Origin of the sequence: Pseudomonas sp. Sample_16 (assembly GCF_004307665.1) — a bacterium.
Lineage (GTDB): Bacteria > Pseudomonadota > Gammaproteobacteria > Pseudomonadales > Pseudomonadaceae > Aquipseudomonas.
In genome coordinates this window covers 7,177-32,879 of record NZ_RCOB01000002.1, presented here as the reverse complement: position 1 = coordinate 32,879, position 25,703 = coordinate 7,177, and the positions used below count along the sequence as shown (strand labels likewise).

At 60.0% G+C, this 25,703-nt stretch carries 21 protein-coding genes; 3 read left to right on the top strand and 18 right to left on the bottom strand.

Features of this window, described 5'->3' with window-relative positions; all coding sequences use genetic code 11:
• Nucleotide 1 precedes the first annotated feature (1 nt).
• The 7 genes from D8U69_RS00340 to D8U69_RS00310 form a co-directional block, all read right to left on the bottom strand.
• On the bottom strand, nt 2–874 hold the full coding sequence (locus tag D8U69_RS00340; RefSeq protein ID WP_130906436.1) for an aldose 1-epimerase: 873 nt from the start codon (nt 872–874) through the stop codon (nt 2–4).
• Between the two features lie 123 nt (nt 875–997).
• On the bottom strand, nt 998–2,278 hold the full coding sequence (locus D8U69_RS00335; RefSeq protein ID WP_056852883.1) for a TRAP transporter large permease: 1,281 nt from the start codon (nt 2,276–2,278) through the stop codon (nt 998–1,000).
• A complete protein-coding gene (locus tag D8U69_RS00330; protein WP_130906433.1) occupies nt 2,279–2,806 on the bottom strand; it encodes a TRAP transporter small permease in 528 nt (175 codons plus the stop codon). It lies immediately after the preceding gene.
• Nucleotides 2,807–2,884: 78 nt separating this feature from the next.
• Nucleotides 2,885–3,856 (bottom strand): TRAP transporter substrate-binding protein, encoded by a 972-nt coding sequence (locus tag D8U69_RS00325; protein WP_056852881.1) that lies wholly within the window; start codon nt 3,854–3,856, stop codon nt 2,885–2,887.
• A gap of 59 nt (nt 3,857–3,915) precedes the next feature.
• Nucleotides 3,916–4,824 carry an SMP-30/gluconolactonase/LRE family protein gene (locus D8U69_RS00320; RefSeq protein ID WP_130906432.1) on the bottom strand — a complete coding sequence of 303 codons (909 nt, stop codon included), beginning with the start codon at nt 4,822–4,824 and terminating at the stop codon, nt 3,916–3,918.
• A gap of 55 nt (nt 4,825–4,879) precedes the next feature.
• The gene (locus D8U69_RS00315) at nt 4,880–5,704 is read right to left on the bottom strand and encodes an NAD(P)-dependent oxidoreductase (protein WP_130904765.1); all 825 of its coding nucleotides are present in this window, start codon (nt 5,702–5,704) and stop codon (nt 4,880–4,882) included.
• A gap of 307 nt (nt 5,705–6,011) precedes the next feature.
• Nucleotides 6,012–7,283: an OprD family porin gene (locus D8U69_RS00310; protein ID WP_130904783.1), complete on the bottom strand. Its 1,272-nt coding sequence runs from the start codon at nt 7,281–7,283 to the stop codon at nt 6,012–6,014.
• Nucleotides 7,284–7,520: 237 nt separating this feature from the next.
• On the opposite strand from D8U69_RS00310, the gene D8U69_RS00305 reads away from it, so the two are divergent.
• Entirely contained in the window at nt 7,521–8,141 is a 621-nt protein-coding gene (locus D8U69_RS00305) for a TetR/AcrR family transcriptional regulator (RefSeq protein WP_130904766.1), read from the top strand.
• 32 nt (nt 8,142–8,173) lie between these two features.
• On the opposite strand, the gene D8U69_RS00300 is transcribed toward D8U69_RS00305, so the two are convergent.
• The 4 genes from D8U69_RS00300 to hydA form a co-directional block, all read right to left on the bottom strand.
• Complete coding sequence (locus D8U69_RS00300) at nt 8,174–9,256, bottom strand: RHS repeat-associated core domain-containing protein (RefSeq protein WP_130904767.1); 1,083 nt, start codon at nt 9,254–9,256, stop codon at nt 8,174–8,176.
• Nucleotides 9,257–9,481: 225 nt separating this feature from the next.
• Nucleotides 9,482–10,762, bottom strand: coding sequence for an NAD-dependent dihydropyrimidine dehydrogenase subunit PreA (preA, locus tag D8U69_RS00295; RefSeq protein ID WP_130904768.1), 1,281 nt, complete (start codon nt 10,760–10,762; stop codon nt 9,482–9,484).
• Entirely contained in the window at nt 10,763–12,130 is a 1,368-nt protein-coding gene (locus D8U69_RS00290) for an NAD(P)-dependent oxidoreductase (protein ID WP_130906431.1), read from the bottom strand.
• Nucleotides 12,131–12,295: 165 nt separating this feature from the next.
• Nucleotides 12,296–13,735: a dihydropyrimidinase gene (gene hydA, locus D8U69_RS00285; protein ID WP_130906430.1), complete on the bottom strand. Its 1,440-nt coding sequence runs from the start codon at nt 13,733–13,735 to the stop codon at nt 12,296–12,298.
• Between the two features lie 537 nt (nt 13,736–14,272).
• Between hydA and D8U69_RS00280 the strand changes: the two genes are divergently transcribed.
• Both D8U69_RS00280 and D8U69_RS00275 read left to right on the top strand, forming a co-directional pair.
• Nucleotides 14,273–15,757, top strand: coding sequence for an NCS1 family nucleobase:cation symporter-1 (locus D8U69_RS00280; protein WP_130906429.1), 1,485 nt, complete (start codon nt 14,273–14,275; stop codon nt 15,755–15,757).
• A 165-nt stretch (nt 15,758–15,922) separates the two neighbouring features.
• Nucleotides 15,923–17,200, top strand: a complete 1,278-nt coding sequence (locus tag D8U69_RS00275) for a Zn-dependent hydrolase (RefSeq protein WP_056852871.1) — start codon at nt 15,923–15,925, stop codon at nt 17,198–17,200.
• A gap of 64 nt (nt 17,201–17,264) precedes the next feature.
• Here the strand turns inward: D8U69_RS00275 and D8U69_RS00270 are convergent, their stop codons facing one another.
• From D8U69_RS00270 to D8U69_RS00240, 7 genes are all read right to left on the bottom strand, one after another.
• Nucleotides 17,265–18,653, bottom strand: a complete 1,389-nt coding sequence (locus tag D8U69_RS00270; RefSeq protein WP_130906428.1) for an amidohydrolase family protein — start codon at nt 18,651–18,653, stop codon at nt 17,265–17,267.
• 12 nt (nt 18,654–18,665) lie between these two features.
• Entirely contained in the window at nt 18,666–20,030 is a 1,365-nt protein-coding gene (locus tag D8U69_RS00265) for a nucleobase:cation symporter-2 family protein (RefSeq protein ID WP_130906427.1), read from the bottom strand.
• 249 nt (nt 20,031–20,279) lie between these two features.
• Entirely contained in the window at nt 20,280–21,326 is a 1,047-nt protein-coding gene (locus D8U69_RS00260; protein ID WP_056852868.1) for a GTP-binding protein, read from the bottom strand.
• Nucleotides 21,327–21,401: 75 nt separating this feature from the next.
• On the bottom strand, nt 21,402–22,031 hold the full coding sequence (locus D8U69_RS00255) for a UbiX family flavin prenyltransferase (protein WP_130906426.1): 630 nt from the start codon (nt 22,029–22,031) through the stop codon (nt 21,402–21,404).
• Nucleotides 22,028–23,413: a UbiD family decarboxylase gene (locus tag D8U69_RS00250; protein ID WP_130906425.1), complete on the bottom strand. Its 1,386-nt coding sequence runs from the start codon at nt 23,411–23,413 to the stop codon at nt 22,028–22,030. The genes D8U69_RS00255 and D8U69_RS00250 overlap by 4 nt, the downstream gene beginning before the upstream one ends.
• A gap of 126 nt (nt 23,414–23,539) precedes the next feature.
• Entirely contained in the window at nt 23,540–24,445 is a 906-nt protein-coding gene (locus D8U69_RS00245) for an amidohydrolase family protein (protein WP_053158646.1), read from the bottom strand.
• Nucleotides 24,446–24,449: 4 nt separating this feature from the next.
• Nucleotides 24,450–25,379 carry an amidohydrolase family protein gene (locus D8U69_RS00240; protein ID WP_130906424.1) on the bottom strand — a complete coding sequence of 310 codons (930 nt, stop codon included), beginning with the start codon at nt 25,377–25,379 and terminating at the stop codon, nt 24,450–24,452.
• Nucleotides 25,380–25,703 lie beyond the last annotated feature (324 nt).

Genomic DNA, 25,703 nt, shown 5'->3' with positions numbered 1-25,703 from the left:
GCTACTGGAGCGCTCGATATTGCAGGCTGAAAGCCAATTGCGTGGTTTGACCTTGCTCCAGCAAGCGTAATCCCGGCCTACCGGGCAGATGATGTGCGTTGACGGGATGGCTGACCGGTTCGATACAGAAAAAGTCCAGGCCGACGGGGCAGTACAGCAGGTAATAACTGCTGTCGGTGGCCTGGCATTCCAGCTCATAACCGAGGTCCGGTTGCTGGATCAGGCAGCGACCATCCCATTCGCAGAAGCCATTGTCGACCAGGGTTTCGGGCAACGCGTTGAGTTGCTGGAAGTCCCATTGTGCGGGTACTGAGCTCAAGTGGGTCGGCAATTTCGTCGAATCGCAGAACCACACCTGGCGAGCCGGCGCCAGCAACCGGGTGTTGGCGGTGCGCGGCAGATACGGATGCAGCCCAAGACCATGCCAGACGGCTTGTTCGGCCTGATGCGTCACGCTCAGTTCAATGCTCAGCTTGCCATCGTCCAGATGGAAGCGCTGACGGGCGCAGTAGGCAAAAGGGCAGGCGCTGTCGAGTTGCAGGACCACTTCATTGGCGGTTGACGAAACCACCTGCCACGGTTGCTGCCAGGCACTGCCATGAATCGGCAGCGGATCGGTGAGGCTGTTGGGTGTCAGGGCGAGCCAGCCATCGGGGCAGTCGAAACCGCCTTCGGCAATCCGGTTCGACCAGGGCACCAGAGGAAAACAGCCCAGTTTGCCGGGCAAGCCGGTATTGAGGGCGTGAGCGTCGGCGTGGCGCAACAACGGTTGACCCGTGCTGCGCACGGTCCAATTGACAATGCTGCCGCCCAGTTCAGGGGCGAGGGTGAGGCGGGTGAACGGGTCTTCGAGTTCGAGCAGGGTTGGCGACATGGTAACCAGCTGTAGAAATGTTGGACGGGACAACAATGAAATCCTCTGTAGAAGCACGGCTTGCCGGCGATGGCATGCGTGAGTTCGCTATCGCCGGCAAGCCGTGCTCCTGCAGGACAAGGATTACAACACCAGATGCGGCAACCACAGCGACAGCGCAGGAATGTAAGTCACGGCCATCAGCACCAGGAACAGCACGCCGTAGAACGGCAGCAGTGCCTTGACGGTCGATTCGATACTGACTTTACCCACGGCCGACCCCACGAAGAGTACCGCACCCACCGGCGGTGTTATCAATCCGATCCCCAGGTTCACCAGCATGATCATGCCGAACTGTACCGGGTCCACACCAATGCCCAGGATCACCGGCATCAGGATCGGCGTCAGGATCAGGATCAGCGGCGCCATGTCCATCACGGTGCCCAGCAACAGCAACATGACGTTGATGCACATCAGGATCACGTAACGGTTGTCCGACAGCGTCAGGAACATCGTGGTGATTTTCGCCGGGATCTGCATCAGCGTCATGATGTAGCCGAAGCTGGCGGCAAAGCCAATCAGGATCATCACGATCGAAATCGTGCGCACCGTGCGATGCATCAGTTTCGGCAGTTCGCTCCACTTGTAGTCGCGGTAGATGAACATGGTCACGAAGAATGACCACAGCACGGCGATGGCCGCCGATTCGGTCGCGGTGAAAATCCCCGAGAGAATGCCGCCAAGGATGATCACCATCGCCATCAGGCCCCACAGCGCTTCGCCGCAGATCTTCAGCGCTTCGCGCATCGGAATGACTTCGCCCTTGGGGTAGTCGCGTTTCTTGGCGAAGATCAGGCACAGCACCATCAGGCACGCGCTCATCAGCAGGCCCGGCACCACACCGGCCATGAACAACGAGGCAATCGACACCGTGCCGCCAGCCGCCAGCGAGTAGAGCACCGAGTTGTGGCTAGGTGGGGTCAGCAGGGCTTGTACCGAACCGCTGACGGTGACCGCCGTGGCGAATTCACGGGGATAGCCGCGACGCTCCATCTCTGGAATCAGTACCGAACCGACCGAAGCGGTGTCCGCCACCGAAGAACCGGAGATCGCCCCGAAGAAGGTCGAGGCCATGATGTTGACCAGCGACAAGCCGCCGCGCACGAAGCCCACCAGCACACCGGCGAACGCCACCAGGCGGCGGGACATGCCACCCTCGGCCATGATCGCGCCGGCTAGTACAAAAAACGGAATCGCCAGCAGGGAGAATTTGTTCACGCCCCCGGCCACTTGAATCATCAGTGCCTGGAACGGAATGTCGATCCAGAATGCGCCGATCAGCGCAGAGAGCCCCAGCGCATAGGCTACAGGCATGCCGATCAGGATTAGCGCGATGAAACTGCCCAGCAGAATAAAAGCGTCCATTCAGGCAGCCCCTTCGTTTTCTTCAACGAGGTCGAAACGCACGACCCGACGGTTGCTCTGGTCGCCGAGCAAGAGTTTTTCCAGGACAAAGATCAGCGTCAACACGCCGCCCACCGGAATCGGCATGTAGGTGATGCCCACACGCAGCGTCGGCAGGGCACTCATGAACTGGTTCCAGGTCGACAGACACAGCTTGGTGCCCCAGATCGCCATGAACAGGCTGATGGTGGCCATCAACAGTTGAGAAAACACCCCCACAGCCTTGCGCGTATTCGGTTGCATACGGTCAGTGAGCATCGCCACCGCCATGTGCGAACCGGAGCGGTAGCTGGCGGCGGCGCCGATGAAAGTGAACACCATCATCAGTAGAATTGCCGTGGGCTCAGGCCAGCTTGAGCCGGTGCCAAGCACGTAGCGGGCAAATACACCCCAAGGGATGATCATGGAAATGGCCAGGACCGACAGGCCCGCGACCCAGATGCAGGCCATGTAAATCCTGTCGTTGATGCGCAACAGCAGATTCTTCATCGGATTTCACCGTAACCGGGCGCGCACTGACACATACCATCGTCTGTGGCGCCGGGCCTTTCTTGAATGCAGGGAGGGTTACTGAACGGCTTCGATGCGCTTGATCAGGTCGGCGTAAGGCGCGCCGTATTTTTCGCGAACCGAGGCGGTTGCTTCGTAGAAAGGTTTTTTGTCGACGGTGATGAACTCGACCCCGGCAGCCTTGAGCTTTTCTTCGCTGCTGGCGGATTTTGCATCCCACAGGGTGCGTTCCTGGGCCTGCGCGGCTTTGGCGGTCTTCTTCACCAGGGCCTGTTGTTCCGGCGTGAGTTTGTTCCAGGTGATTTTCGACATCACGATCGGCTCAGGCAGGATCAGGTGGCCGGTCAGGCTGTAGAACTTGGCGTTCTGGTAGTGGTTGTGTTCGAGCAGCGTCGGCGGGTTGTTTTCCGCGCCGTCGATCACCCCGGTCTGCAAGGCGCTGAAGATTTCGCCAGTGTCCATCGCAATACCGTTGCCGCCCATGGCGTTGATGGTTTCGATGAACATCGGGTTGCCTTGAACGCGGATCTTCATGCCCTTGAGGTCTTCCAGGCTGCGTACCGGTTTCTTGGTGTAGATGTTGCGGGTGCCGCCATCCATCCAGGCCAGGGCCACCAGGTTGAATTCGGAGTTGGTGATTTTGTCGAGGATCTCGTCGCCGACTTCACCGTCGATGACCTTGCGCATGTGCGCCTGGTCGCGGAACACGAACGGCATGTTGAACACGTTCACATCCGGCACCACCGGCCCGACGATGCCGAGGCTGACCCGGGCCATCTGGATGGCGCCGACCTGGGCTTGTTCGACCACTTCTTTTTCCGAGCCGAGCACGCCGCCGGCGAACATCTTGAAAGTCAGTTTGCCGTCGCTGTCGGCCACCAGGGTTTTACCCAGTTGCTCTTCAGCCACGACGGTCGGATAACCGGCGGGATGAATGTCGGCGAATTTGATTTCCAGTGCGTGGACGGCGCTGCTGAGGGTGAAGGCGAGTGGGAGTGCAGCGGCGAGCAAGGTGCGTTTGAAGTTCATGGGGGTGTCTCCGGTTTTGTTGTTTTTTTTATTCAAGGCACAGCGGTGCAGCAGAAGCGTCAGCTTATGAATCCGGTTGGCGAGGGGTTGAATGGGGGTTCGGGCAAGCCTCTGACACCAGCGTCGAGAGCAAACACGCCGCCGGCCAGGGACTGGTCGTCATGGTCGTCACCCGGGCGAATCGAGGTCACGAACAAGGTGTCCAGACGACTGCCACCGAAGGCGCACATGGTGGGTTTTTTCACCGGTACGCTGAGTGAGCGGTCAAGACGGCCGTCAGGGGTAAAACGATGGATCAAGCCGGCGTCGTTGGCGCAAATCCAGTAGCAGCCGTCGGCATCCACCGCCGCGCCGTCGGGGCGTCCGTCGAAGTGGTTCATATCGACGAACACTCGGCGGTTGGACGGAGTGCCACTGGCGGTGTCGTAGTCGAAGGCCCAGATCAATTGCACGTTGGGGTGCGAATCCGACAGGTACAGGGTCTTGCCGTCCGGGCTGAAACCCAGGCCATTGGGCACGATGAAGCCGTTCAGTTGTGCCTCGAGCGGCCCACGCTGCCCGGCGCTGTAGCGATAGAGCGCACCGTCGGCCGCATTGGCGCCCATGTTCAGCACCATGCTGCCGGCCCAGAAACGTCCCTGGCGGTCGCAGCGGCCATCGTTGAGGCGCATGTCGGGGCGGGCGTGATCGACGACAGCCAGTAACTCGCTGTCGAGACTGCCGTCGTTGTGCGTGTGCAAATGGAAGAAGCCGCTCTCCATGCCGGCGACCCAACCACCGTCGCGATGACGGGCGATGCAGGCAAGCATTTCCGGGGTTTTCCAGGCATGGACGTGCCCGGTATCGGCGCTCCAGCGTTGCAGGCCACCGGCAGGAATATCGACCCAGTACAGGGCATTTTCCTCGGGGACCCACACCGGGCTTTCACCGACGGCGTTACGGGCATCGACAATCAATTCGGCTTGCATGGCAACTCATTCCCTTGGGTTTTTGTTGTGGGATCAAGTGGTAAGCGTTCTGGCTTCAGTCACCGAACGGGCCGGCTGCGCAAAAAGCACCGCCCTGATAGACCCGCGCCGGATCATCAGCGGCCGGCATTGGCTGCGCTTCGATTTTTTCGCGGAACACTTCGGAGCTGTCCTGTGGGACGTAGCCCAGGTGGGCGGCGTAGCGGTTGTCCCACCAGATGTCTTTGTTGTCGGACATTCCGTACACCACGGTGTGTCCGACGTTGGGGGTGTACAGCGCGCGTTCGAGCAATTGGGTCAGATCGTCGAAGCTCAGCCAGGTGCTCATCATCCGGCGGTTATGCGGCTCCGGGAACGACGAGCCGATGCGCACGCTGACGGTCTCGATGCCATAGCGATCGAAGTAAAACGTGGCCATGTCTTCGCCGTAGGACTTGGACAAGCCGTAGTAGCTGTCCGGGCGACGAGGCGAGTGGGCATCGATGACTTCGTCTTGCTTGTAGAACCCGATAACGTGGTTGGAGCTGGCAAAGATCACGCGTTTGACGCCATGCCGGCGTGCCGCTTCGTAGATGTGGAACACGCCGCAGATGTTGGCGCCGAGGATCTGCTCGAACGAGTGCTCGGTGGACACGCCACCGAAGTGCAGGATGGCGTCCACGCCTTCGACCAGTTGATGCACGGCTTGCTTGTCGGCGAGGTCGCAGGGCACCACTTCTTCGCGGTCATCGATGGCCGGGGCGATCTCGGCGATATCCGACAGGCGAATGACGTTGGCATACGGGCGCAGGCTTTCGCGCAAGACTTTGCCCAGGCCACCGGCGGCGCCGGTCAGCAGCAGGCGATTGAAGGGCGTTTGGGCGGTTGCAGTGGTCGTCATGGGAATCCCTGAACAAGCGGTTATTGTTATTGGTTCGTTGTAGGTTGTCGTACGACTACGCAGGAGTATCGTTAGGCTTTCTGTATCTTGTCAACGCGACTTTGGTGGAAATTGACGGAGGGTTAAATCGGCATCCATTGATCCTGTGGCGAGGGAGCTTGCTCCCGCTCGGCCGCAGAGCAGTCTTGAACGCAGACACAGCGGGACTATTGGAAGTTTGCAGGGGGCCGCTGCGCGACCCAGCGCGAGCAAGCTCCCTCGCCACAGTCCCTCGCCACAGTGCTTCTGTGCCTGCAATCAATCTCCCTTACAACAACGAAATCGGATAGCTGATGAACAAGCGGTTCTCATCGAATTCGTTGGTGCTGAAACTCTTGCGGATGCTCGCGTTGCGCCATTTGACGTTGAGGTTCTTCAACGGCCCGCTCTGCACTGTGTAGGCCAGTTCCGATTCGCGACCCCATTCCTTGCCGTCAGTGATGGTGCCGGTGTGCACGTTGTCGCCGCTGATGTAGCGGTTCATCAGGGTCAGGCCCGGAACGCCCAAAGCGACGAAGTTGTAGTCGTGACGTACCTGCCAGGATTTTTCCTTGGCGTTGTCGTAGCTGGAGTTGTAGCTGTCGTTGGCCAGGGTGCCGCCGCTGGTGCCGTTGACGCGCATCCACGCATCGTCACCGCTGAGTTTCTGCAAGCCGACATAAAAGGTATGGCCACCGTACTTGGCCGAGAGCAGGGCGAATGCAGTCTTGTTGTCGAGATCACCCGCCAGCGCGCTGCCGTCTTCCTTGCCGATGAAGTAGCCAAGGTTGGCACCCAGGGTCCAGGCACCGATGGGTTGACTGTGGCTCAGGTTGAAATACTGCTGTTGGTAAAGGTCGCTGAGTTCGGCGTACCACACGCCGACCTGGGTGCGCTTTTCGTTGAACGCATATTCACCACCGCCGAAGTTGAAGCGGTCGGAACTGAAGGCCGCCGATCTGCCGTTCATGAACATGTCTTCCATGCTCGCATCGTTGCGCGGACTGTTCTGGCGGAACTGGCCACCGTAAAGGGTCAGGCCGCTGATTTCGGTGGAAGTCACCTGGCCGCCCTGGAAGGTTTGCGGCAGCGAACGACCGTCGTCGGAGCGCAGGATCGGCAGCACCGGCATCCACTCGCCGACTTTCAACTCGGTTTTCGACACTTTGCCTTTGAGCGCTACACCCAGGCGCCCGAAGTTATCGGCGGGGCGGCCGTCACTGTGGATCGGCAGCAGTTGCGTACCACCGGTGCCTTTGCCGCCGTCGAGCTTTTGCGAGTACATCCCCAGCACGTCCACACCGAAGCCGATCGGGCCTTGGGTAAAACCGGACTTGGCGTCGAGGATGAAGTTCTGCGTCCACTCTTCGGCCTTGCCCTGAGGATAGGCAGGGTTGGTGTAGTTACGATTGAAGTAGGCATTGCGCAGGTTCAGCGTGGCTTTGGCGTCATCGGTAAAGCCTTCGGCCTGGCTGGTCATGGGCAGGGCGAGGGCCAGGCTGCTGCAACCGATCAGGCTGAGGGTGTGGCGACGGGCGAAGGTGGGGTGTGAACTACGGATGGACGAATTGCGCGCGTGTTTGCTCACTGTGACGTTCCCTTTCTTTTTTGTTTTTATTGTTTGTCATACGTCGTCGTACAACATTGGCGGCGATTATTTACGGGACGTTTCAGAGTTGTCAATCGGAAGTTATACGATGACTCGCGCAGCTGATAGGAGGTTGATTCTCGTTTTGCCCTGTCGCCCCAAGCCAGAGCGGGTGATAGTCTTGTTTAACGCTGTTGTCAGGGAGCCCTTATGGGCAATCACAAGATCGAGATTCGTCGCAGTAACGTCGAGAAAATCCTGCTGGGGGCCGAAAAGGTCTTCGCCGAGAAAGGTTTCGGCAGCACCGCCATGGCCGATATCGCCGCCGAAGTAGACCTTCCGCGCTCCAACCTGCATTACTACTTCAGCACCAAGACCGAGTTGTACAGCGCGGTTTTGTTCGACCTGCTGGAAGTCTGGAAGCAGGACGCGCTGTGCTTCGAGATGTTCGACGACCCGCGCGTAGTACTCAGCAGCTACATCCGGGCAAAAATGAACCATTCGCGCAGCCGTCCGTATGGCTCGAAAGTCTGGGCCAACGAAATCATCCACGGTGCGCCGACCTTGGGCGTAGCGCTGGATGCGAGCCTGTATGACTGGGCCAAGATGAAAGAAGCGAAGATCCGCCAGTGGGTGGACGACAAACGCATCCTGCCGGTGGAGCCTTCAAGCCTGCTCTACATGATCTGGGCCTCGACCCAGCACTACGCCGACTTTGACCACCAGGTGAACATCCTCAATGACCATCAACCGCTGTCGGACATGCAGTTCGAGCGGGCGATACAGACGGTGACCAGTGTGATTTTGCGGGGGATCGGGTTGGAGCCGTAGGTCGGAATCCAGCGGCTCCTGCAGCCAAGGGGTCAGCTTCTGACCTGTTTGGTGGAATTAATTAATTCCCGCATGTTGTCTCGTTTAATTATATTGCTTTTCCTTTGTAATGCGTTTTTGAAATTGGCTCGTGCGCTTGCTGTAGTACTTTGGTCAAGATTTTTTTTTATTTCTGAAAGTTCCTTGCTCTGCTTTGGAGTGCCGGTGGCAATGAAGTCTGGGTTTTTCTTCTTGAGGGCGTCATATTTTTCTCCAATGTCTTTGAGTTTTGCGATGTGTCTAGTACTTCTGCTAGGTTGAGCACTTAATCTTGGTCCGCGAGTAGTCGCTGGAAGCTCTAGTATTGGGACGCGATGGGCGGGCGTTCGACCAAGTCCGGGCTGCTGCAAACTGGTGGGGGACTGATCAGTTAGTGAGTTCAGTATTGGGTTGCTATTTGTTGAAATAGGCGAACTGACTGCGCTGGATGTTTGTGATTGGGCTTTGATTATAGAACTATGTTTAGTGATTACTGAACCACGCTCAGGCCTAATGATCACCGATGCGCGAGAACGGTTGAATAGGGTAGTAAGAACGTGGAGTTTACCATTTCCAGTAGGATCAAAAAAATTTATCGGATCATTTTCGCAATAAGCATAAGAGTTAATTCCCCCGTCATCAAAAGGACTCAGCTCATCCGGGCTATTGAATCGCATCAACACAGGATTATAAAATCGATTGCCATGGCCTAATGGATAATGGCCCGTAATGTCGTCAGGATACTCACCATTAAACCCGAATAAACGACTTAAGCCGCTGACATTCGGGTGATGGCCGTAGGCGGTATAGGAAAATTTCCGAGAATTAACTGGCGAAAGGGATTGCAGCAACGAGTGCGCCTGATCGGTCACCAAAAGCGTTTTTTCGGTAACCCCTGCTTCACTTTGTTGCTGCGCCAACAGTTGAGCTCCATGGCGCAGGATTGTTCGTTGCGTCTGCTGTCCCAGCTCGGTAGTCAGGTGGTTCACTTGATAAAAACGCTGTGTGCTGTTACCCGCCAGTAGCCCGACGCCCGTGAGGCGGTCGAGTGGGTCGTATTGATAGCGGCAAAGAATGTTCAATGATGAGTCCGACATATCGAGATCCACGCTGGCGAATTGACTGTGCGTTAGCATCGAAGATATGTCGAGTGGCGTCTACTAGCAGAACTGATAGGTAAGGAGTCTGGAAGTTGGTGTTGTAGCGCTGGCCTCATCGCGGGCAAGCCCGCTACCACAGTGGTTTATGGCGTACTCAAATGCTGTGTACACCAGCGATCCCTGTGGGAGCGACTGTCTTCCCCTGCCATTCGTCACCGCCATTCAGTGCCGTCCCGCAACATGATACGGATTGCGCGGATCATGGTTCCAGTCCAGAAACGGCTTGCCGCTGTCCACGGGCACCATCTCGATACAATCCTGCACCGGGCAGGTGATCTGGCATAGATTGCAACCCACACATTCTTCATCGATCACTTCATAACGATGGGTCCCGTCGGGATTTTTCAGGCTGGCCACGGCCTGGTGCGAGGTGTCTTCGCAGGCGATGTGGCAACGACCGCAACCGATACAGGCCTGCTGGTCGATTTTCGCAATCACTTGATAGTTGATGTCCAGGTATTTCCAGTCCGTGGTGTTGGCCACCGCGCGCCCGGAAAACTGCGCGATGCTGGTGTAGCCCTGGCTGTCCATCCAGCGCGACAGCCCGTCCTTCATCTCCTCGACAATCCGGAAACCGTGGAGCATCGCCGCGGTGCAGACCTGCACCGAACCACAGCCCAACGCGATGAATTCCGCGGCGTCGCGCCAGTTGCCGATGCCGCCGATGCCACTGATCGGCAGGCCATGGGTCTGCGGGTCGCGGGCAATTTCGGCGACCATGTTCAGGGCAATCGGCTTGACCGCCGACCCGCAATAACCGCCGTGAGTGCTTTGGCTGCCGACCATGGGGTTGGCGACCATGCGCTCCAGGTTAACGCTGGTGATGGAGTTGATGGTGTTGATCAGCGACACCGCATCCGCACCGCCACGGTGAGCCGCGCGGGCGGCGACGCGGATGTCGGTGATGTTCGGCGTGAGCTTGACGATCACCGGCAGCGAGCAATACGTCTTGCACCAACGGGTGACCTGTTCGACGTATTCCGGCACCTGGCCGACCGCCGCACCCATGCCGCGTTCCGGCATGCCGTGGGGGCAACCGAAGTTCAACTCGATACCGTCGGCGCCCGTGGCCTCTACCAGCGGCAGAATGTGTTTCCAGGACTCTTCGACGCAAGGCACCATCAACGACACGATCAACGCGCGGTCCGGCCAATCCTTTTTCACTTGGGTGATTTCCCGCAGGTTGATCTCCAGCGAGCGGTCGGTGATCAGTTCTATGTTGTTGAAACCCAGCACTTCACGGTTCGGCCCGAAATGCGCCGAATAGCGTGACGATACGTTCACCGCCGCCGGGTCTTCACCCAGGGTTTTCCAGACCACACCGCCCCAGCCCGCCTCGAAGGCGCGGACCACGTTGTAAGCCTTGTCGGTCGGCGGCGCGGAGGCCAGCCAGAACGGATTGGGCGACTTGATGCCAGCGAAGACAATCGACAGATCGGCCATTTACGCAGCCTCCACGTTGAGCATCAGTTGAGTGTTGATTGCTTCGGCGGCGCGCTTGCCGTGTTGCACCGCTTGTACGGTCAGGTCCTGGTCGAGGCTGGTGCAATCGCCACCGGCATACACCCCGGGAATGCTGGTGCGCAGATTTTCATCGACTTCGATGCGCTCGCCCTGACGCTTGAGTTCACGGGCCAATGGGTCGGCGAGGGCGCTGCCGTCAAAGGCCTGGCCGATGGCTTTGAAGATGGCGTCGGCGGCTAGTTCGAACGTTTCGCCGGTGGTTTGCAGGCGTCCTTCGACCAGATGGGTGCGGGCGAATCGCATGCCGCGCACCCGGCCAGCGTCATCGAGCAGCACTTCTTGCGGTTGGGCCCAGGTCAACAAGCGCACTTGATTGGCCTTGGCGATGTCTTGCTCATGCAGGGTGGCGCCCATGTCCTCGACGCCACGGCGGTACACCAGGTTGACATCGTGAGCACCGAGGCGGGCCATTTGCACGGCCATGTCAATGGCGGTGTTGCCTGCGCCGAGGACGATGCAATGCTCGGCAAGCGGTAGCTGGGTGAGGTCATCGGCCTGGCGCAGTTCGCGGATGTAATCGGTCGCGGCCAGAAGCCCCGGTGCGTCTTCGTGGGCCAGCCCCAGTTGCTTGCTCGCTGCCAGACCGAGGCCGAGAAACACCGCGTCGAATTGTTGATGCAGCTCGCTCAGGCTCAGGTTGTCACCGAGTTTTTGTCCGTGACGGATTTCGATGCCGCCGATCTGCAGCAGAAAATCCAGTTCCTTTTGCGCGTAGTCGTCCACCAGTTTGTACTTGGCGATCCCGTATTCGTTAAGTCCGCCAGCCTTGTCCCGGGCCTCGAAAATGACCACGTCATGCCCGTGCATGGCACTGCGGTGCGCACAGGACAGCCCGGCCGGACCGGCGCCGACCACGGCGATGCGTTTGCCGGTTGCGGCGGCGCGGGGGAACGGGTGCTCACTGAAGTGCGCGTTGTCCACGGCATAGCGCTGCAACAGGCCTATCAGTACCGGCGCACATTCGTGGGCGTTGTTGCGCACGCAGGCTTGCTGGCAAAGGATTTCCGTCGGGCAAACCCGGGCGCAGCTGCCGCCGAGAATGTTGGCCGAGAGGATTTTCTGCGCCGCACCTTGCACGTTTTCCTGCTGGATATTGCGGATGAACGAAGGAATATCGATTTCGCTCGGGCAGGCGTTCACGCACGGCGCGTCGTAGCAATACAGGCAGCGCGAGGCCTCCAGATGCGCCTGGCGATCATTGAGCGGGGGCGCCAGATCGGTGAAATGGCCGGCGAGGGCGGCGGCGCTCTCATCGGGGTGCGGGAGATGGTCGAGGGTCTTGATCACGGTTTCTGGCCTCACGGTGAATTGAGGTGCTGCCTCTGAACGGGCACTGTTCTTTGTTTCACCCTGTGGCGAGGGAGCTTGCTCCCGCTGGGTGGCGAAGCCGCCCCAAATCCGGCCTGCTGCGCAGTCCAGCGGGAGCAAGCTCCCTCGCCACAGGAAATCGGGTCAGCGCTTCACGGGCACAGGCTGATTCAACTCCGCCCGCTTGCTCAGCAAATCAAACACCGCCGGATACGCCGGCCGTTCGATATAGCGCCCGGCACCCCGTTCTGCGCGCAGGTCGCCATCGGCCCAGACCACGCGTCCCTGGCTGATGGTATGGCTCGGCACGCCGCGCACGGTCTTGCCTTCGAAGATGTTGAAGTCGACCTGCTGGTGATGGGTCTTGGCGGAAATGGTCCGCGTGCCCAGCGGGTCCCACAGCACCAGATCGGCATCGGCGCCGACCCGGATCGCGCCTTTGCGCGGATAGAGGTTGAAGATCTTCGCGGTGTTGGTGGACGTCAGCGCGACGAATTGCTGCATCGAAAAGCGCCCGGTATTCACACCTTCATCCCACAGCACCGCCATGCGGTCTTCGATACCGGCCGTGCCGTTGGGGATTTTGCTGAAGTCATCCTTGCCCGCGGCTTTTTGCTCGGCGCAGAAACAGCAATGATCGGTGGCGGTCGTGTGCAGGTTGCCCGCTTGCAAGCCATGCCAGAGCGCCTCTTGATGACCCCGAGGGCGGAACGGCGGACTCATCACGTAGCCAGCGGCGGTCTGCCAGTCCGGGTGCTGATAGACGCTGTCGTCCAGCAACAAGTGCCCGGCCAGCACTTCGCCGTAGACCGGTTGGCCCTTGGCCCGGGCGTAGGTGATTTCATCGAGGGCTTCCTTGGTCGAGACATGCACCAGATACAGCGGCGTGCCGAGGGTTTCGGCAATGCGGATCGCCCGGCTCGCGGCTTCGCCTTCAACTTGCGAAGGGCGCGACAGCGGATGCGCTTCCGGCCCGGTCATGCCCTGGGCCATCAGTTTGCGTTGCAGGTGATAGACCAACTCACCGTTTTCGGCATGCACGGTGGGCACCGCACCCAATTCCAGGCAGCGCTCGAAACTCGCCACCAGGGTGTCATCGGCGGCCATGATTGCGTTCTTGTAAGCCATGAAATGCTTGAAGCTATTGACCCCATGGTGGATCACCAACTCAGCCATCTCTTCACGGACCTGCTCGCTCCACCAGGTAATGGCCACATGAAAGCCGTAGTCGGAGGCTGACTTCTCGGCCCAGCCACGCCACTGATGGAACGCCTCCATCAAGGACTGCTGCGGATTGGGAATCACAAAGTCGATGATCGACGTGGTACCGCCGGCCAGTCCCGCCGCCGTGCCACTGAAGAAGTCTTCGCTGGCCACGGTGCCCATGAAGGGCAGTTGCATGTGCGTGTGCGGGTCGATGCCGCCGGGCATCAGATACTGGCCGCTGCCATCGAGCATTTCTGCACCTGCAGGAATATCCAGGTTTTCGCCGATGGCCTTGATTACGCCGTCTGCGCAATACACGTCGGCGCGATAACTTTCATCATGGGTAATAATGGTAGCGCCACGGATCAACAGAGACATTCCGAGTTCCTCGCAGGCAATGACCGGCTGATACCGGTTCTAAGTGTTTTATATGAACGAGTACTGAAAGGGCTATTCCTGTCAGCGCTGTCAGGATTAAACGCTAGCTGCAGTTTATGGAATCGGCAAGAATATTTTTTATAAGCTTATTCCATAGATAAATATTTGATAAATAACGTTTAAAATTGAGATTCACCAAAATGGTGAGGCCGCTCACCATTTTGACGCACTTGACAGGATCTAAATATGGTCAAGATTTCTTATGTGAAATCAGCTGTTTGAGATTGGTCTATGGTGTATGCGCGACTTTGAAAAAAAATCCACGCACCAGATTGAGTCCTGACTGTTCGGACAACTTGCCTGGCATTCGGCCTGAGTGGCACGGCACATACTTCATTCAGTCAATAAAACCGATAAACATCAGTTGGTTGCAAAGAGTTATGGAACTGCCCGATGCGCAAGCGGGGCACTCGGCACGTTTATTGATTCCGCCAGTCCCTGATGAGCAACAATAATCAAAAGAACAGTGGAGCGGCCATGCAACAGATCAGATCGCAAGTGACCGAGCGGGACGGCTTGTTCGAGCTCGAAGCCGGCAGCGATGTCCTCGACAGTCCCCGTTACAACCACGATATCGCGCCGACCAAGGTGCGTGAACGAACCTGGAACAAATGGCACATCACCGCACTGTGGGTCGGCATGGCGATTTGCGTGCCGACCTATACCCTGGGCGGCGTGTTGACCGCGTACTTCGGCCTGAGCGTCGGCGAAGCGCTGTTGGCGATTCTGTTTGCCAACATCATTGTCCTGATTCCACTGACGTTGAATGCCTTCCCCGGCACCAAGTACGGCATCCCGTTTCCGGTGTTGCTGCGGTCGTCCTTTGGCATCCTCGGTTCCAACATTCCGTGCCTGATCCGGGCGCTGGTGGCGTGTGGCTGGTTCGGCATTCAAACGATGTTTGGCGGCCTGGCGATTCATCTGTTCCTCGGTTCGGTGTTCGAGGGCTGGAAATCCCTGGGCGGCACCGGTGAAGTGATTGGTTTCATAGTGTTCTGGGCGCTGAACCTGTGGGTGGTGATTCGCGGCGCCGAGTCGATCAAATGGCTGGAAACCCTTTCTGCACCGTTGTTGGTAGCGGTGGGAGTGGGTCTGTTGGTGTGGGCGATGCCCAATGTCTCGATGACCGAATTGCTGGCGATCCCGGCCAAGCGTCCCGAAGGCGCTGGCGTGGCGAGTTACTTCGCGGCCGGGCTGACGGCGATGGTCGGCTTCTGGGCCACCTTGTCGCTGAACATTCCGGACTTCAGTCGCTACGCGAAAAGCCAGAAGGATCAAATCGTCGGGCAGATCATCGGTCTGCCGCTGACCATGTTTCTGTTCGCGTCCCTGGGCGTGGTGATGACCGCGGCTTCGGTGAAACTGGTGGGGGTGACCGTGTCCGATCCAGTGACCCTGATCGGCCACATCCAGAGCCCGATGTGGGTGGCGCTGGCGATGGCGCTGATCATCATCGCCACACTGTCGACCAACACCGCCGCGAACATCGTGTCGCCGACCAATGACTTCCAGAATATCGCGCCCAAGGTGATCAACCGTACCAACGCCGTGTTGCTGACCGGGTTTGTCGGTCTGGCATTGATGGCCCATGAACTGCTGAAAAAGCTCGGGCTGATCGTCTCGGACATCAGTCTGGAAACCGTTTACTCCAATTGGCTGCTCGGGTATTCCAGCCTGCTTGGGCCGATCGCAGGGATCATGGTGGTGGACTATTTCCTGATCAAGAAACAGCAACTGGACCTCGCCGGGCTGTACCGCGATGACGTCTATCCGGCATGGAACTGGAGCGGCTTCATCGCGTTTGGTGTGCCCGTAGTGCTGACGTTGTTGTCGCTGGGCAGCGACGCGTTCAGCTGGTTCTACAGTTATGGCTGGTTTACCGGCTCGGCGCTGGGCGGGTTGATTTATTACGGGTTGAGTGTGATGCGCCCCAGCCCGTCTGTTGCGAAGACTGCGGTGTGAAGGAGGGCCTCATCGCTGGCAAGCCAGCTCCCACAAGTTTCTCGGGTGTTCACAAAACCCTGTGGGAGCTGCGGTGCGACGATTCGACTTGCCAGCGATGGCGGCCTAAAGCACAGCGCAGAATTGAACTGAACAAATTGATAAGAACAGCCTGAGGAGATCCCCATGAACGCGGCCGTTGACGTTCTGCAGTCCACCCATCAGCACATCGATCGCGATCGTCTATGGCAGTCGCTCATGGAGTTGGCCAAACTCGGCGCCACGGTCAAGGGCGGCGTTTGTCGCCTGGCCCTGACCGATCTGGATCGACAGGCCCGGGACATCTTTGTCAGATGGTGCGAGGAGGCAGGCTGCACTGTCAGCATCGACGCCGTCGGCAACATTTTCGCCCGCCGTGCAGGACGTAACCCGAACCTGCCACCGGTGATGACCGGCAGTCACATCGATACCCAACCCACCGGCGGCAAGTTCGACGGCTGTTTCGGCGTACTGGCCGGCGTTGAAGTACTGCGCACACTGAACGATTTGCAGATAGAGACCGAGGCGCCGCTGGAGGTGGTGGTCTGGACCAACGAAGAGGGCTCGCGCTTCGCGCCATGCATGATGGGCTCCGGGGTGTTCGCGGAAAAATTCACCCTCGAAGAAACCCTGGCCAAGGTCGACGCCGAGGGCGTGACGGTGGGTGAGGCGCTCAACGCCATTGGTTATGCGGGGGAGCGCAAGGTCAGCGGGCACAAGGTCGGGGCTTACTTCGAAGCACACATCGAGCAAGGCCCGATCCTCGAAGACGAACGCAAAACCATCGGTGTAGTGATGGGCGCCCTCGGGCAAAAATGGTTTGACCTGAAACTGCGCGGTGTCGAAGCCCACGCCGGGCCGACGCCGATGCACCTGCGCAAGGACGCCCTGGTCGGCGCCGCGGTGATTGTCGGTGCGGTCAATCGTGCCGCACTCGGCCATCAACCTCACGCCTGCGGCACCGTTGGCTGCCTGCAAGCCTATCCCGGTTCGCGCAATGTCATTCCCGGTGAAGTGCGCATGACTCTGGATTTCCGCCACTTGGAACCGGCACGCCTGGACTCGATGATCGCCGAAGTCCGCGAAGTCATCGAGACCACCTGCGAAGAACATGGCCTGACGTATGAACTGACACCCACCGCCGACTTCCCGCCGTTGTATTTCGACAAAGGTTGCGTCGAAGCCGTGCGCGGTGCCGCTCAAGGCCTGGGCCTGTCGCACATGGACATCGTCAGTGGCGCAGGCCACGACGCGATCTTCCTTGCCGAACTCGGCCCGGCCGGGATGATCTTCGTGCCGTGCGAAGGTGGCATCAGCCATAACGAAATCGAAAACGCCGCACCCGATGACCTGGCCGCCGGCTGCGCGGTGCTGTTGCGGGCGATGCTGGCGGCTTCGGCAGCGGTGGCGAAGGCTGAGCGGTAAACCCTGTAGGAGCGAGCCGCCCGGATCCGGCTCGCTCCTACAGGGGGACAGGTGCGGCGGGGGGTTATTCGTCGACGTTCATCAACTGCCTCACCCCATCCCACGCCTCGGCGCGCATCCGCTGTACATCCAGCCCCGGAATCACGCCGTCATCGACCACCACGCGACCGCCTACCAGGCTGTAGCGCACCGCGATCGGTTCACCCGCCACCACGGGCGCCACGGCAATGTCGTGGAAGCCGAAGAACCGCGGATGGTCGAGACCGTAGATCACCAGGTCCGCCGCTTGACCGATTTCCAGCGTGCCGACCGCGCCCAGCCCGAGCACCTGCGCACCACCTGCCGTACCCCAGTGAATGACATCTTCGGCCGTGGTGGCTGATGCGCCTTGCTCCGCCCGGTGAATCAACCACGCAGTGTTGGCTTCACCGACCATGCTCCCTGACTCGTTGGAGGCCACGCCATCGACGCCAAGTGAGATCGGTACGCCCGCCTCGAACATCTGCGGGATTGGCGCAACGCCGCTGCCCAAACGCGCATTGCTCACCGGGCAGTGGGAAACGCCGGTGCCGGTTTGCGCGAGCATGCGGATTTCAGCGGGTTGCAGGTGCACCGCATGGGCGAACCAGACGTCCGGGCCGAGCCATTCGTGCTCGGCGACGAACTCCACCGGCAGGCAGTTGTACTTGTCGCGGCAGAAATTCACGTAGTTCTGCGTCTCGGACAGGTGCGTGTGCAAGCGCAAACCGAGGCCACGGGCCGTGTGCGCCAGTTCCCGCAGCAGGGTGGGCGGCAGAGAAAAAGTCGGAGTCGTCGGCGCCACCACCACCCGGCGCATCGCATCCGGAGTGTCCTGGTGATACCGCGACTTCAGGCGTTCGATATCGCCGACCATCTGCTCCAGGGTTTCCGGTTGCAGCGCGGTTTTCGAGAATCCGGGATGGGCGCTGGCGGACTCCAGCGCACCGCCCCGGCACAGCACAAAACGCAGACCGAATTCATCGGCCATGTCAAACAACAGGTCGCCGGTCTCGGTGGTGCCGTGGGCGTGATAGAGGTAGTGGTGATCGGCGCAGGTCGTTACCCCCGAGAGCAGCAACTCGGCCATTCCCAGTCGTGCGGCGATGCGCGCCAGTTGTGGCGTGAAACGGTTGAGGCGCGGGTAGGGCACGCTGGCCAGCCAGCCTTGCAGGTCTTGATTCAAACCTTCCGGCACGGCTTTGAGCAGGTTCTGGAACAGGTGATGGTGGGTGTTGATCCAGCCCGGATAGACCACCGAGTGACGCGCATCGATGACCCGTTCACCGGGTTGCGCTTCGAGGTTGGCAGCCATTTCAGCGATGCGCCCGTTGACGATTCGAATGTCCACGGCACCGGCCCGGGCACGCGGGCCGCGCAGGCCGGTCATCACCGCCTGCGGGTTTTTGATCAGGATGTTTTGCAGTTGAGTCATGAGTGGCTCCAGTCAGAGGCTGTGGGAAGCGGGTTTGCTGGTGGCGGCATCAGGCACGCTGACACCGTTGAGAGCGGCGTTGAGCAACACCGACACCAGGCAGGCGATCACCACGCTGCTGTGCAGGAACGGCTGCGACCACTCGGGAAGTTGCTTGAACAATGCCGGGGCCAGCACCGGCACCAGGGCGGCGGCGATGGTGAAACCGACGATCAGCACGTTGTAGCGATTGTGCTCGTAGTCGACCTTGGCCAGGGTCTGGATGCCTGCCGCCGCGACCACACCGAACATGGCAATCCCGGCTCCGCCAAGCGCCGCGGTCGGCATCGACGCAATGATCGCGCCGGCCTTGGGCACCAGCGCCACCGAGCACATCAACAAGCCGCTGACGGCCACCACCCAACGACTGCGCACGCCGGTGAGGATCACCAGACCGACGTTTTCCATGAAGGCAATGAACGGAAACGCAGCGAACATCCCGGCGATGGTGCTGGCCAGGCCGTTGGCGCGCAGGCCGTTGATCACCTGTTTGTCTTCCACCGGTTTGTCGACGATGTCGCCGATGGCCACGAACAGGCCCATGGACTCGACCATCTGCACGATCATCACCACCACCATGGTGGCAATGGGGATCAGGCTGAAGGTCGGCAGGCCGAAATAGAACGGGTAGGGCACGGTCAGCCAGGGGGATTCCTGCACGCTGTGAAAGCTGCCCATGCCCAGCCCATAGGCGAGCCCGGCACCCACCAGCATGCCCACCAGCACCGCCATGTTGCGCAGCATCGGGCTGCCATAGCGGTTGACCAGCAGGATGGTGAGCAACACCACCGCTGCCACCGCAAGGTAGGCCGGTGCGCCGAAATCAGCGGCATGACGCCCGCCGCCGACCCACTCATAGGCAATCGGAAACAGCTGCAAGCCGATCACCGTGACAATGCATCCGGTGACTACCGGCGGAAAGAACCGCCGCAAGCGTCCCACGAACGGCGCGGCGAGCATGGTGAAAATCCCCGCGCCGATCACCGCCCCGCAAACCCCGGCGAAACCGACCTCCGGGTTGCTGCCGATGGCGATGACGGGGCCGACGCTGCTGAAGGCCACGCCCTGGAGGATCGGCAGGCGCACGCCGAATTTCCAGAAACCGACGGTTTGCAGGAGGGTGGCGATGCCGGAACAGAACAGCGTGGTGCTGATCAACACCACGGTGTCGGCCTGTGACATCTTCAAGGCGCTGGCGACAATCAACGGCACGGCGATGGCGCCGATGTACGAGACGGCCATGTGTTGCAGGCCGAGGGTGAGCATTTGTCGTACCGATAACACCTGGTCGACGGGATGGAGGGTGACGGGTTTTGCAGGGGTAGTGGCTGACGACATGGGGAAACACCTCTTGCTGTTTTTATGCTGTAGAGAGGGGTATTCGTTCTGATGCCAATTGCGGGAACGCCATCGATCACTGTGGGAGCTGGCTTGCCAGCGATAGCGGTCTAATAGTCGAAAAGAAAGTGACTGTCCTGCCCTCATCGCTGGCAAGCCAGCGCCCACAGGTTTTGCGGCGTTCTTTCGGACTGGCATCAGTCATTCGTGTGCCCCGGAACCGCCATCCACCGGCTCCGATGCCTTTGTTCAGCCTGCCAGGCAGGCGGCAAAGCCCTGGTTCAACGCTGCGCGGTCCAGGTCGCGGCCGATGAACACGATCTTGCTGGAGCGCGGTTCGCTGCCCCACAGGGTTGATGCGCGGAACTCGACGAGGCTGTGCACGCCCTGCAGCACATAACGCTGATCCTGATCGGCGACCGCCAGCACACCCTTCATTCGGTACAGGTTGTCGGCCTGCTCGGTGCGCAACTGCGTGATCCAGCGGTGAAAGTCGCCGAGGTTGACCGCAGCGTCCACGGCAATGCCTACCGACGACACGCTTGGGTCGTGGTCATGATCCAGATCGTCATGATCGTGATGGTGCTCATCGGCGTGATGATCGTGCTCGGCGCCGATTTCCATGAGTTTTTGCGTGGACTCGAAGGCGCCGATACCGAGGATCCTGGTCAAGTCGATTTCGGCGTAGCTGCAAGTCACCAGATCCGCCGTGGCGTTGAGGCCGCGGATCTTGTCGCTCAGGGACGCCACTTCGGCGGCGCTGACCAGGTCGACCTTGTTGATGACAATACGGTCGGCGCAGACAATCTGGTCCACCGCCTGATTGTCCACGCCATCGAGTTGCAGGTCTTCCAGGTGCTGGGCGATGTGCTTGGCGTCGACCATGGTGACGATGGCGTCGAGTTCGACTTCATCGGCAATCGGGTCATTGATGAAAAAGCTCTGGGCCACCGGATACGGGTCAGCCAGGCCACTGGTTTCGATCAGGATGTGATCGAGCCGCACCGGGCGCGCCACCAGTTCGCGGACGATGCGCACCAAATCCTCGCGGACTTCGGCGGTGCAGCACACGCAGCCGTTGACCATCTCGTAGATTTCTTCGGTTTCGGAGCTGAGCACCAAATCACCGTCGATGCCGACTTCGCCGAATTCGTTTTCGATCACGGCGATTTTTCGGCCATGGTTCTCTTTAAGGATGTAGTTGAGCAGGGTGGTTTTGCCGGCGCCGAGGAACCCAGTGAGGATGGTCACCGGGATTTTGGTGTTCGGGGTCGGGGCGTTGAAGGGCGTGTTCATGTGATGCTCCTTGCCTGTGTTATTTGTCGGAATGCGATCCACTGTGGGAGCTGGCTTGCCAGCGATTGCGGTATTTCATTCAGCAGAGATGGCAACTGATCTACCGCTATCGCGAGCAAGCTCGCTCCCACAGGGTTTTGTGTGTTCGCCCCAGCGCATCGCAGTGCCCGCATCGAGGCCAAACAGATCAAGGACCCGGCCGAGGCTGTGATCGACCATTTGCGCAAGGTCTTGCGGGCGGGCGTAGAAGGCCGGGACGGGCGGGGCGATGATGCCGCCCATTTCGGTCACGGCGGTCATGTTGCGCAGATGGGCGAGGGTCAGCGGAGTCTCCCGGGCCATCAACACCAGCGTGCGGCGCTCCTTGAGTGTGACGTCGGCCGCGCGACCGATCAGGCCCGATGAAGTGCCGGTGGCGATTTCCGCCAGGGTGCGCATGGAACACGGCGCAACGACCATGCCCAGGCAGCGGAACGAACCGCTGGCGATCCCGGCGGCCACATCGTCAGCGCGGTGGTAGTGGCTGGCTAGCGCAGTGACGTCGGCCAGCTTGTAGTCGGTTTCGTGGGCCATGGTCAGCAGCGCCGCGCGGCTGATGATCAAGTGGCTTTCGATGCCCAGTTCGGCGAGCAATTGCAGCAGGCGCACGCCATAGATGAAACCCGATGCACCGCTGATGCCCACCACCATGCGCTGGCGATTCATGACGCAAAGCTCCTGAGCAGATTGCGCGCGCGCTCCAGCACATCCTGGTCGAGCTGCGCCTTGATCCCGTCGAATCCTGAACCGCGCGTAGCGTCCAGGCCCATGCGCGAAGTGGTGCCGTTGACCGAGGAGGAAGGGTCCAGCGGGCTGCCGGGCAAACCGTCGATGACGAACAGGTCCTGGTGCGGCTGGAAGTGGGTGGCCAGCGCCCACAGCACCTGGCTGTCGTCGCTGATGTCGATATCGCTGTCCACCGCGATCACGGTTTTCAGATACGGGTCCCAGCCGAGCAACGCCAGCATGATCTGCCGTGCCTCGCCGTCACGGCTCTGGTCCAGCGCCACGTAGCAGTGAAAATGCGTGCCGGAATTCGGGTAATGCACGGCCGTCACGGCGGGGAAACGGGCCTTGAGCTTTTCACTCATCTCCGCTTCCCTTGGCAGTCGCGCCAGGGTCAGGTGCTCGGCATAACGACCACCGACCACATCCACCAACCAGGCGTCCTTGCGCCGCATCAGGGTGTCGACCCGCAGCACATTGTTGGTCGAGCGATCCGAGGAATAGCCGCTGAATTCACCGAACGGACCTTCTTCGGCATAGGCCGCCGGGTCAATGGCGCCTTCCAGGACGAACTCCGCGTACGCCGGCACGCCGATGCCATAGCGCGGGGTTTTCACCAGCTCCAGCGGCGCACCGAACAAGCCCCCGGCCACTGCGCGCTCATCGCTGCCGAAGGGCAAGCGTGCGGCAGCGGCGAGCATGAACAATGGGTGCGCACCGACCACCATGGCCACGCGCAATTCTTCACCACGCTCGCGGGCGGTTTGCAGCATGCGCCACAAGTGGCCGCGCGAATGCAGGCTGGTGGCGAGGGTCTGCCGGGCATGGCGCATCGAGCGGTGATAGCTCATGTTGGCGATGCCGGTGAGCGGGTCTTCGGCGATGATGATCGCGTTGGTGATGTACGGCCCGCGGTCACTGTCGAAATGCTTGAGCATCGGCAGCGATGCCAGGTCCACGGCTTCGCCTTCGAAGATTTCATCCAACACTGGGCCGCTTTCCACGTAGCGCGGGGCGATGGGGTTATTGGCGCGTTGCTGGAAAGTTTCGTGCAGTTGCGCCGGGGCAATGCCGAACATCCGGGCGATTCGGCTGCGGGAAGCGAACAGGTTGGTGACCACGGGGGCGCCGAAGTTGCCGACTTTTTCGCAAATCAGCAGGGGATCGCGACCTTGTGAGGTCAAGGCATCGACCAGGGCGGTGACGTCCTGATCGGCAGAAAGGCAATGTTGGACGGTCAGCACATCGTCCGGGTACTGCCGGCGATAGGCATCTAGAAAGTCGTGAAAATCCTGGGTATCGCCGAGCGTCGAGAGGGTCATGGTTTCACCTCCATGTAGGCGCGAGCCTTGCTCGCGATGGTTTTAAAGACAACGCGGGATTCCAGACAGCACGGCGTCATCGTTGACCTCCATCGCGAGCAGGCTCGCTCCTACAGGTTTTGCGGGTTAGAGGTACGTCGTGGTCAGACGAATGTCCGCCTCGATCAGGTCCTTGGGCGGCGGCGTCGGTTCGATGCCGCACAGCCGGGCGATGTTGTTGCCCAGGTAATCCTCAAGGTGGTCCTCGTCGATGCCCAGGCCTTGCGGTGCGGGTGAGCACAACACTTCCAGTTCGCGCAGCCACATGCCCGGTTCGTTCGGCGGCGAATCGGTGCCGAACACGATCTTGTTGCGTGGCAGGTCCTTGGCGAACTCGACGATCCGCGACTGGAAACACCAGCCGGATTCGCAGTAGACGTTTGGCGTGTCCATGGCCATCCAGAACGCCTCGAATGAGTAGTTGCCGCCGGTCTGGATGCCGAAGTGGCCGATGATGAAGTTGACCATCGGGAACTCACGGATGATCGGGTAGAACATCGTCGGAATGGTGTACGGCCCGTCACCGGTGTGGATCAGCACCACGATGTTGTACTTGGCGCAAACTTTCATGGCCGGACGCAGCCAGTCCAGCGCCCGGTCCGGGCGATAGCCGTGCATGTTGGCGTGCAGCTTGAGCATCTTGAAGCCGTATTCCTTGATATGGAATTCCAGCTCCGCCGCGCCGTTTTCCGGTCCCCAGCGCGGGTTGAAGTTGAAGTTGCCGATGAAGCGGTCCGGGTACTTCACGCACAACTCAGCGACGTACGACATGTAATCGCGCACGCCCTCGCGGCCCCGACGGTTACCGTCGCGATAACCGGTGTTGCCTGGTGGCGGCTGGATGAAGCCCATGTCGATACGGCGCGGTTTGCCATTGATCATGTAAGGGCCGTCCATCAGCTTGAGCATGCGCTCGCCGGTGAACGGTTCGCCGGTGTGGCGCCAGGCCTCGTCGACCAGGTTGGTGGGGTGCAGATGGGTATCGATAATCATCGGTTCAGCTCCTGGCCAGTTGCGTGGTGACGGGACGCTTGAGTTGCGCCTGTGCTTCGCTGACCGAGCGTGGCGGCGGGGTCGGTTCGAGGCCGATCATCCGGGCAGTGTTGTTGCCCAGGTATTCTTCAAGGGTGTCCTCGTCGAGGTTCAGGCCCTGCGGCGGCTCGTGGCACAACACTTCGAGCAGGCGCAGCCACATGCCCGGTTCGTTCGGCGGGGTGTCGGTGCCGAACAGAATCTTGTGGGTCGGCAGGACCTTGGCGAATTCGACGATCCGTGATTGCAGGCACCAGCCCGATTCGCAGTAGACGTTGGGCAGCTCCATCGCCCATTGCATCGGTTCGAACACGTAGACGCCACCGGTCTGCACGCCAAAGTGCGCCATGATGAAATCGACGTTGGGGAACTCCTTGATCATCGGCACCCATTCCGAGGGGATGCTGTAAGGCCCGTCGCCGGTGTGCAGCTTGACCGGGATGCCCAGCTCGGCGCATTTCTCGAAGGCCGGGCGCACCCAGTCCAGCGCACGGTCCGGGCGGTAGGCATGCATGTTGGCCTGCATCTGGACCATCTTGAAGCCGTATTCCTTGACGTAGCGTTCGATCGCCTCGACGCCGTTTTCCACGCCGCAGCGCGGGTTGTAGACGAAGCAGCCGATGAAGCGGTCCGGGTAGGTCTGGACCATTTTCAGTGTGTAGGCCATGTACGCGTCGATGGACTCGCGGCCGCTGAGGTCGCCGTCGGTCCAGGTGTAGATGGTGTTGCCCTGCGGTGGCTGGATGAAGGCTTTGTCGATGCGGCGAGGCTTGCCGTTGACCATGTACGGGCCATCCATCATCTCCAGCAGACGCTCGCCGGTGAACGGGTCACCGTCATGCCTCCAGGCGAGGTCCACCAGATCGGTGGGATAGCAGCTGATATCGATGATCATTGAAGTCGATCTCCTGATAGCGGGGAAGGGAACCTTGCGGTTCACAGCAGCCACGTCCCGGGCAATCGGCCATTTCTATGCGCAAAGACTCACGCATTCCCTCGCCTGGTCGCATCCGGCTCGGGACGCTGGCTGCTTGGGGGGAAGTATTGGAAGGGGGTGTCGGGTTCGTACAATATTAATTGGGCGGGGGTTTGATATGCGTTCGATATGGCTTTGTATCGACCCGGCGGGCCTCATCGCTGGCAAGCCAGCTCCCACAGGTTTTGTGGTGTGACAGAGATTGGATTTGCCAGCTGCCACAGGTTTTTTGGTGTGACAGAG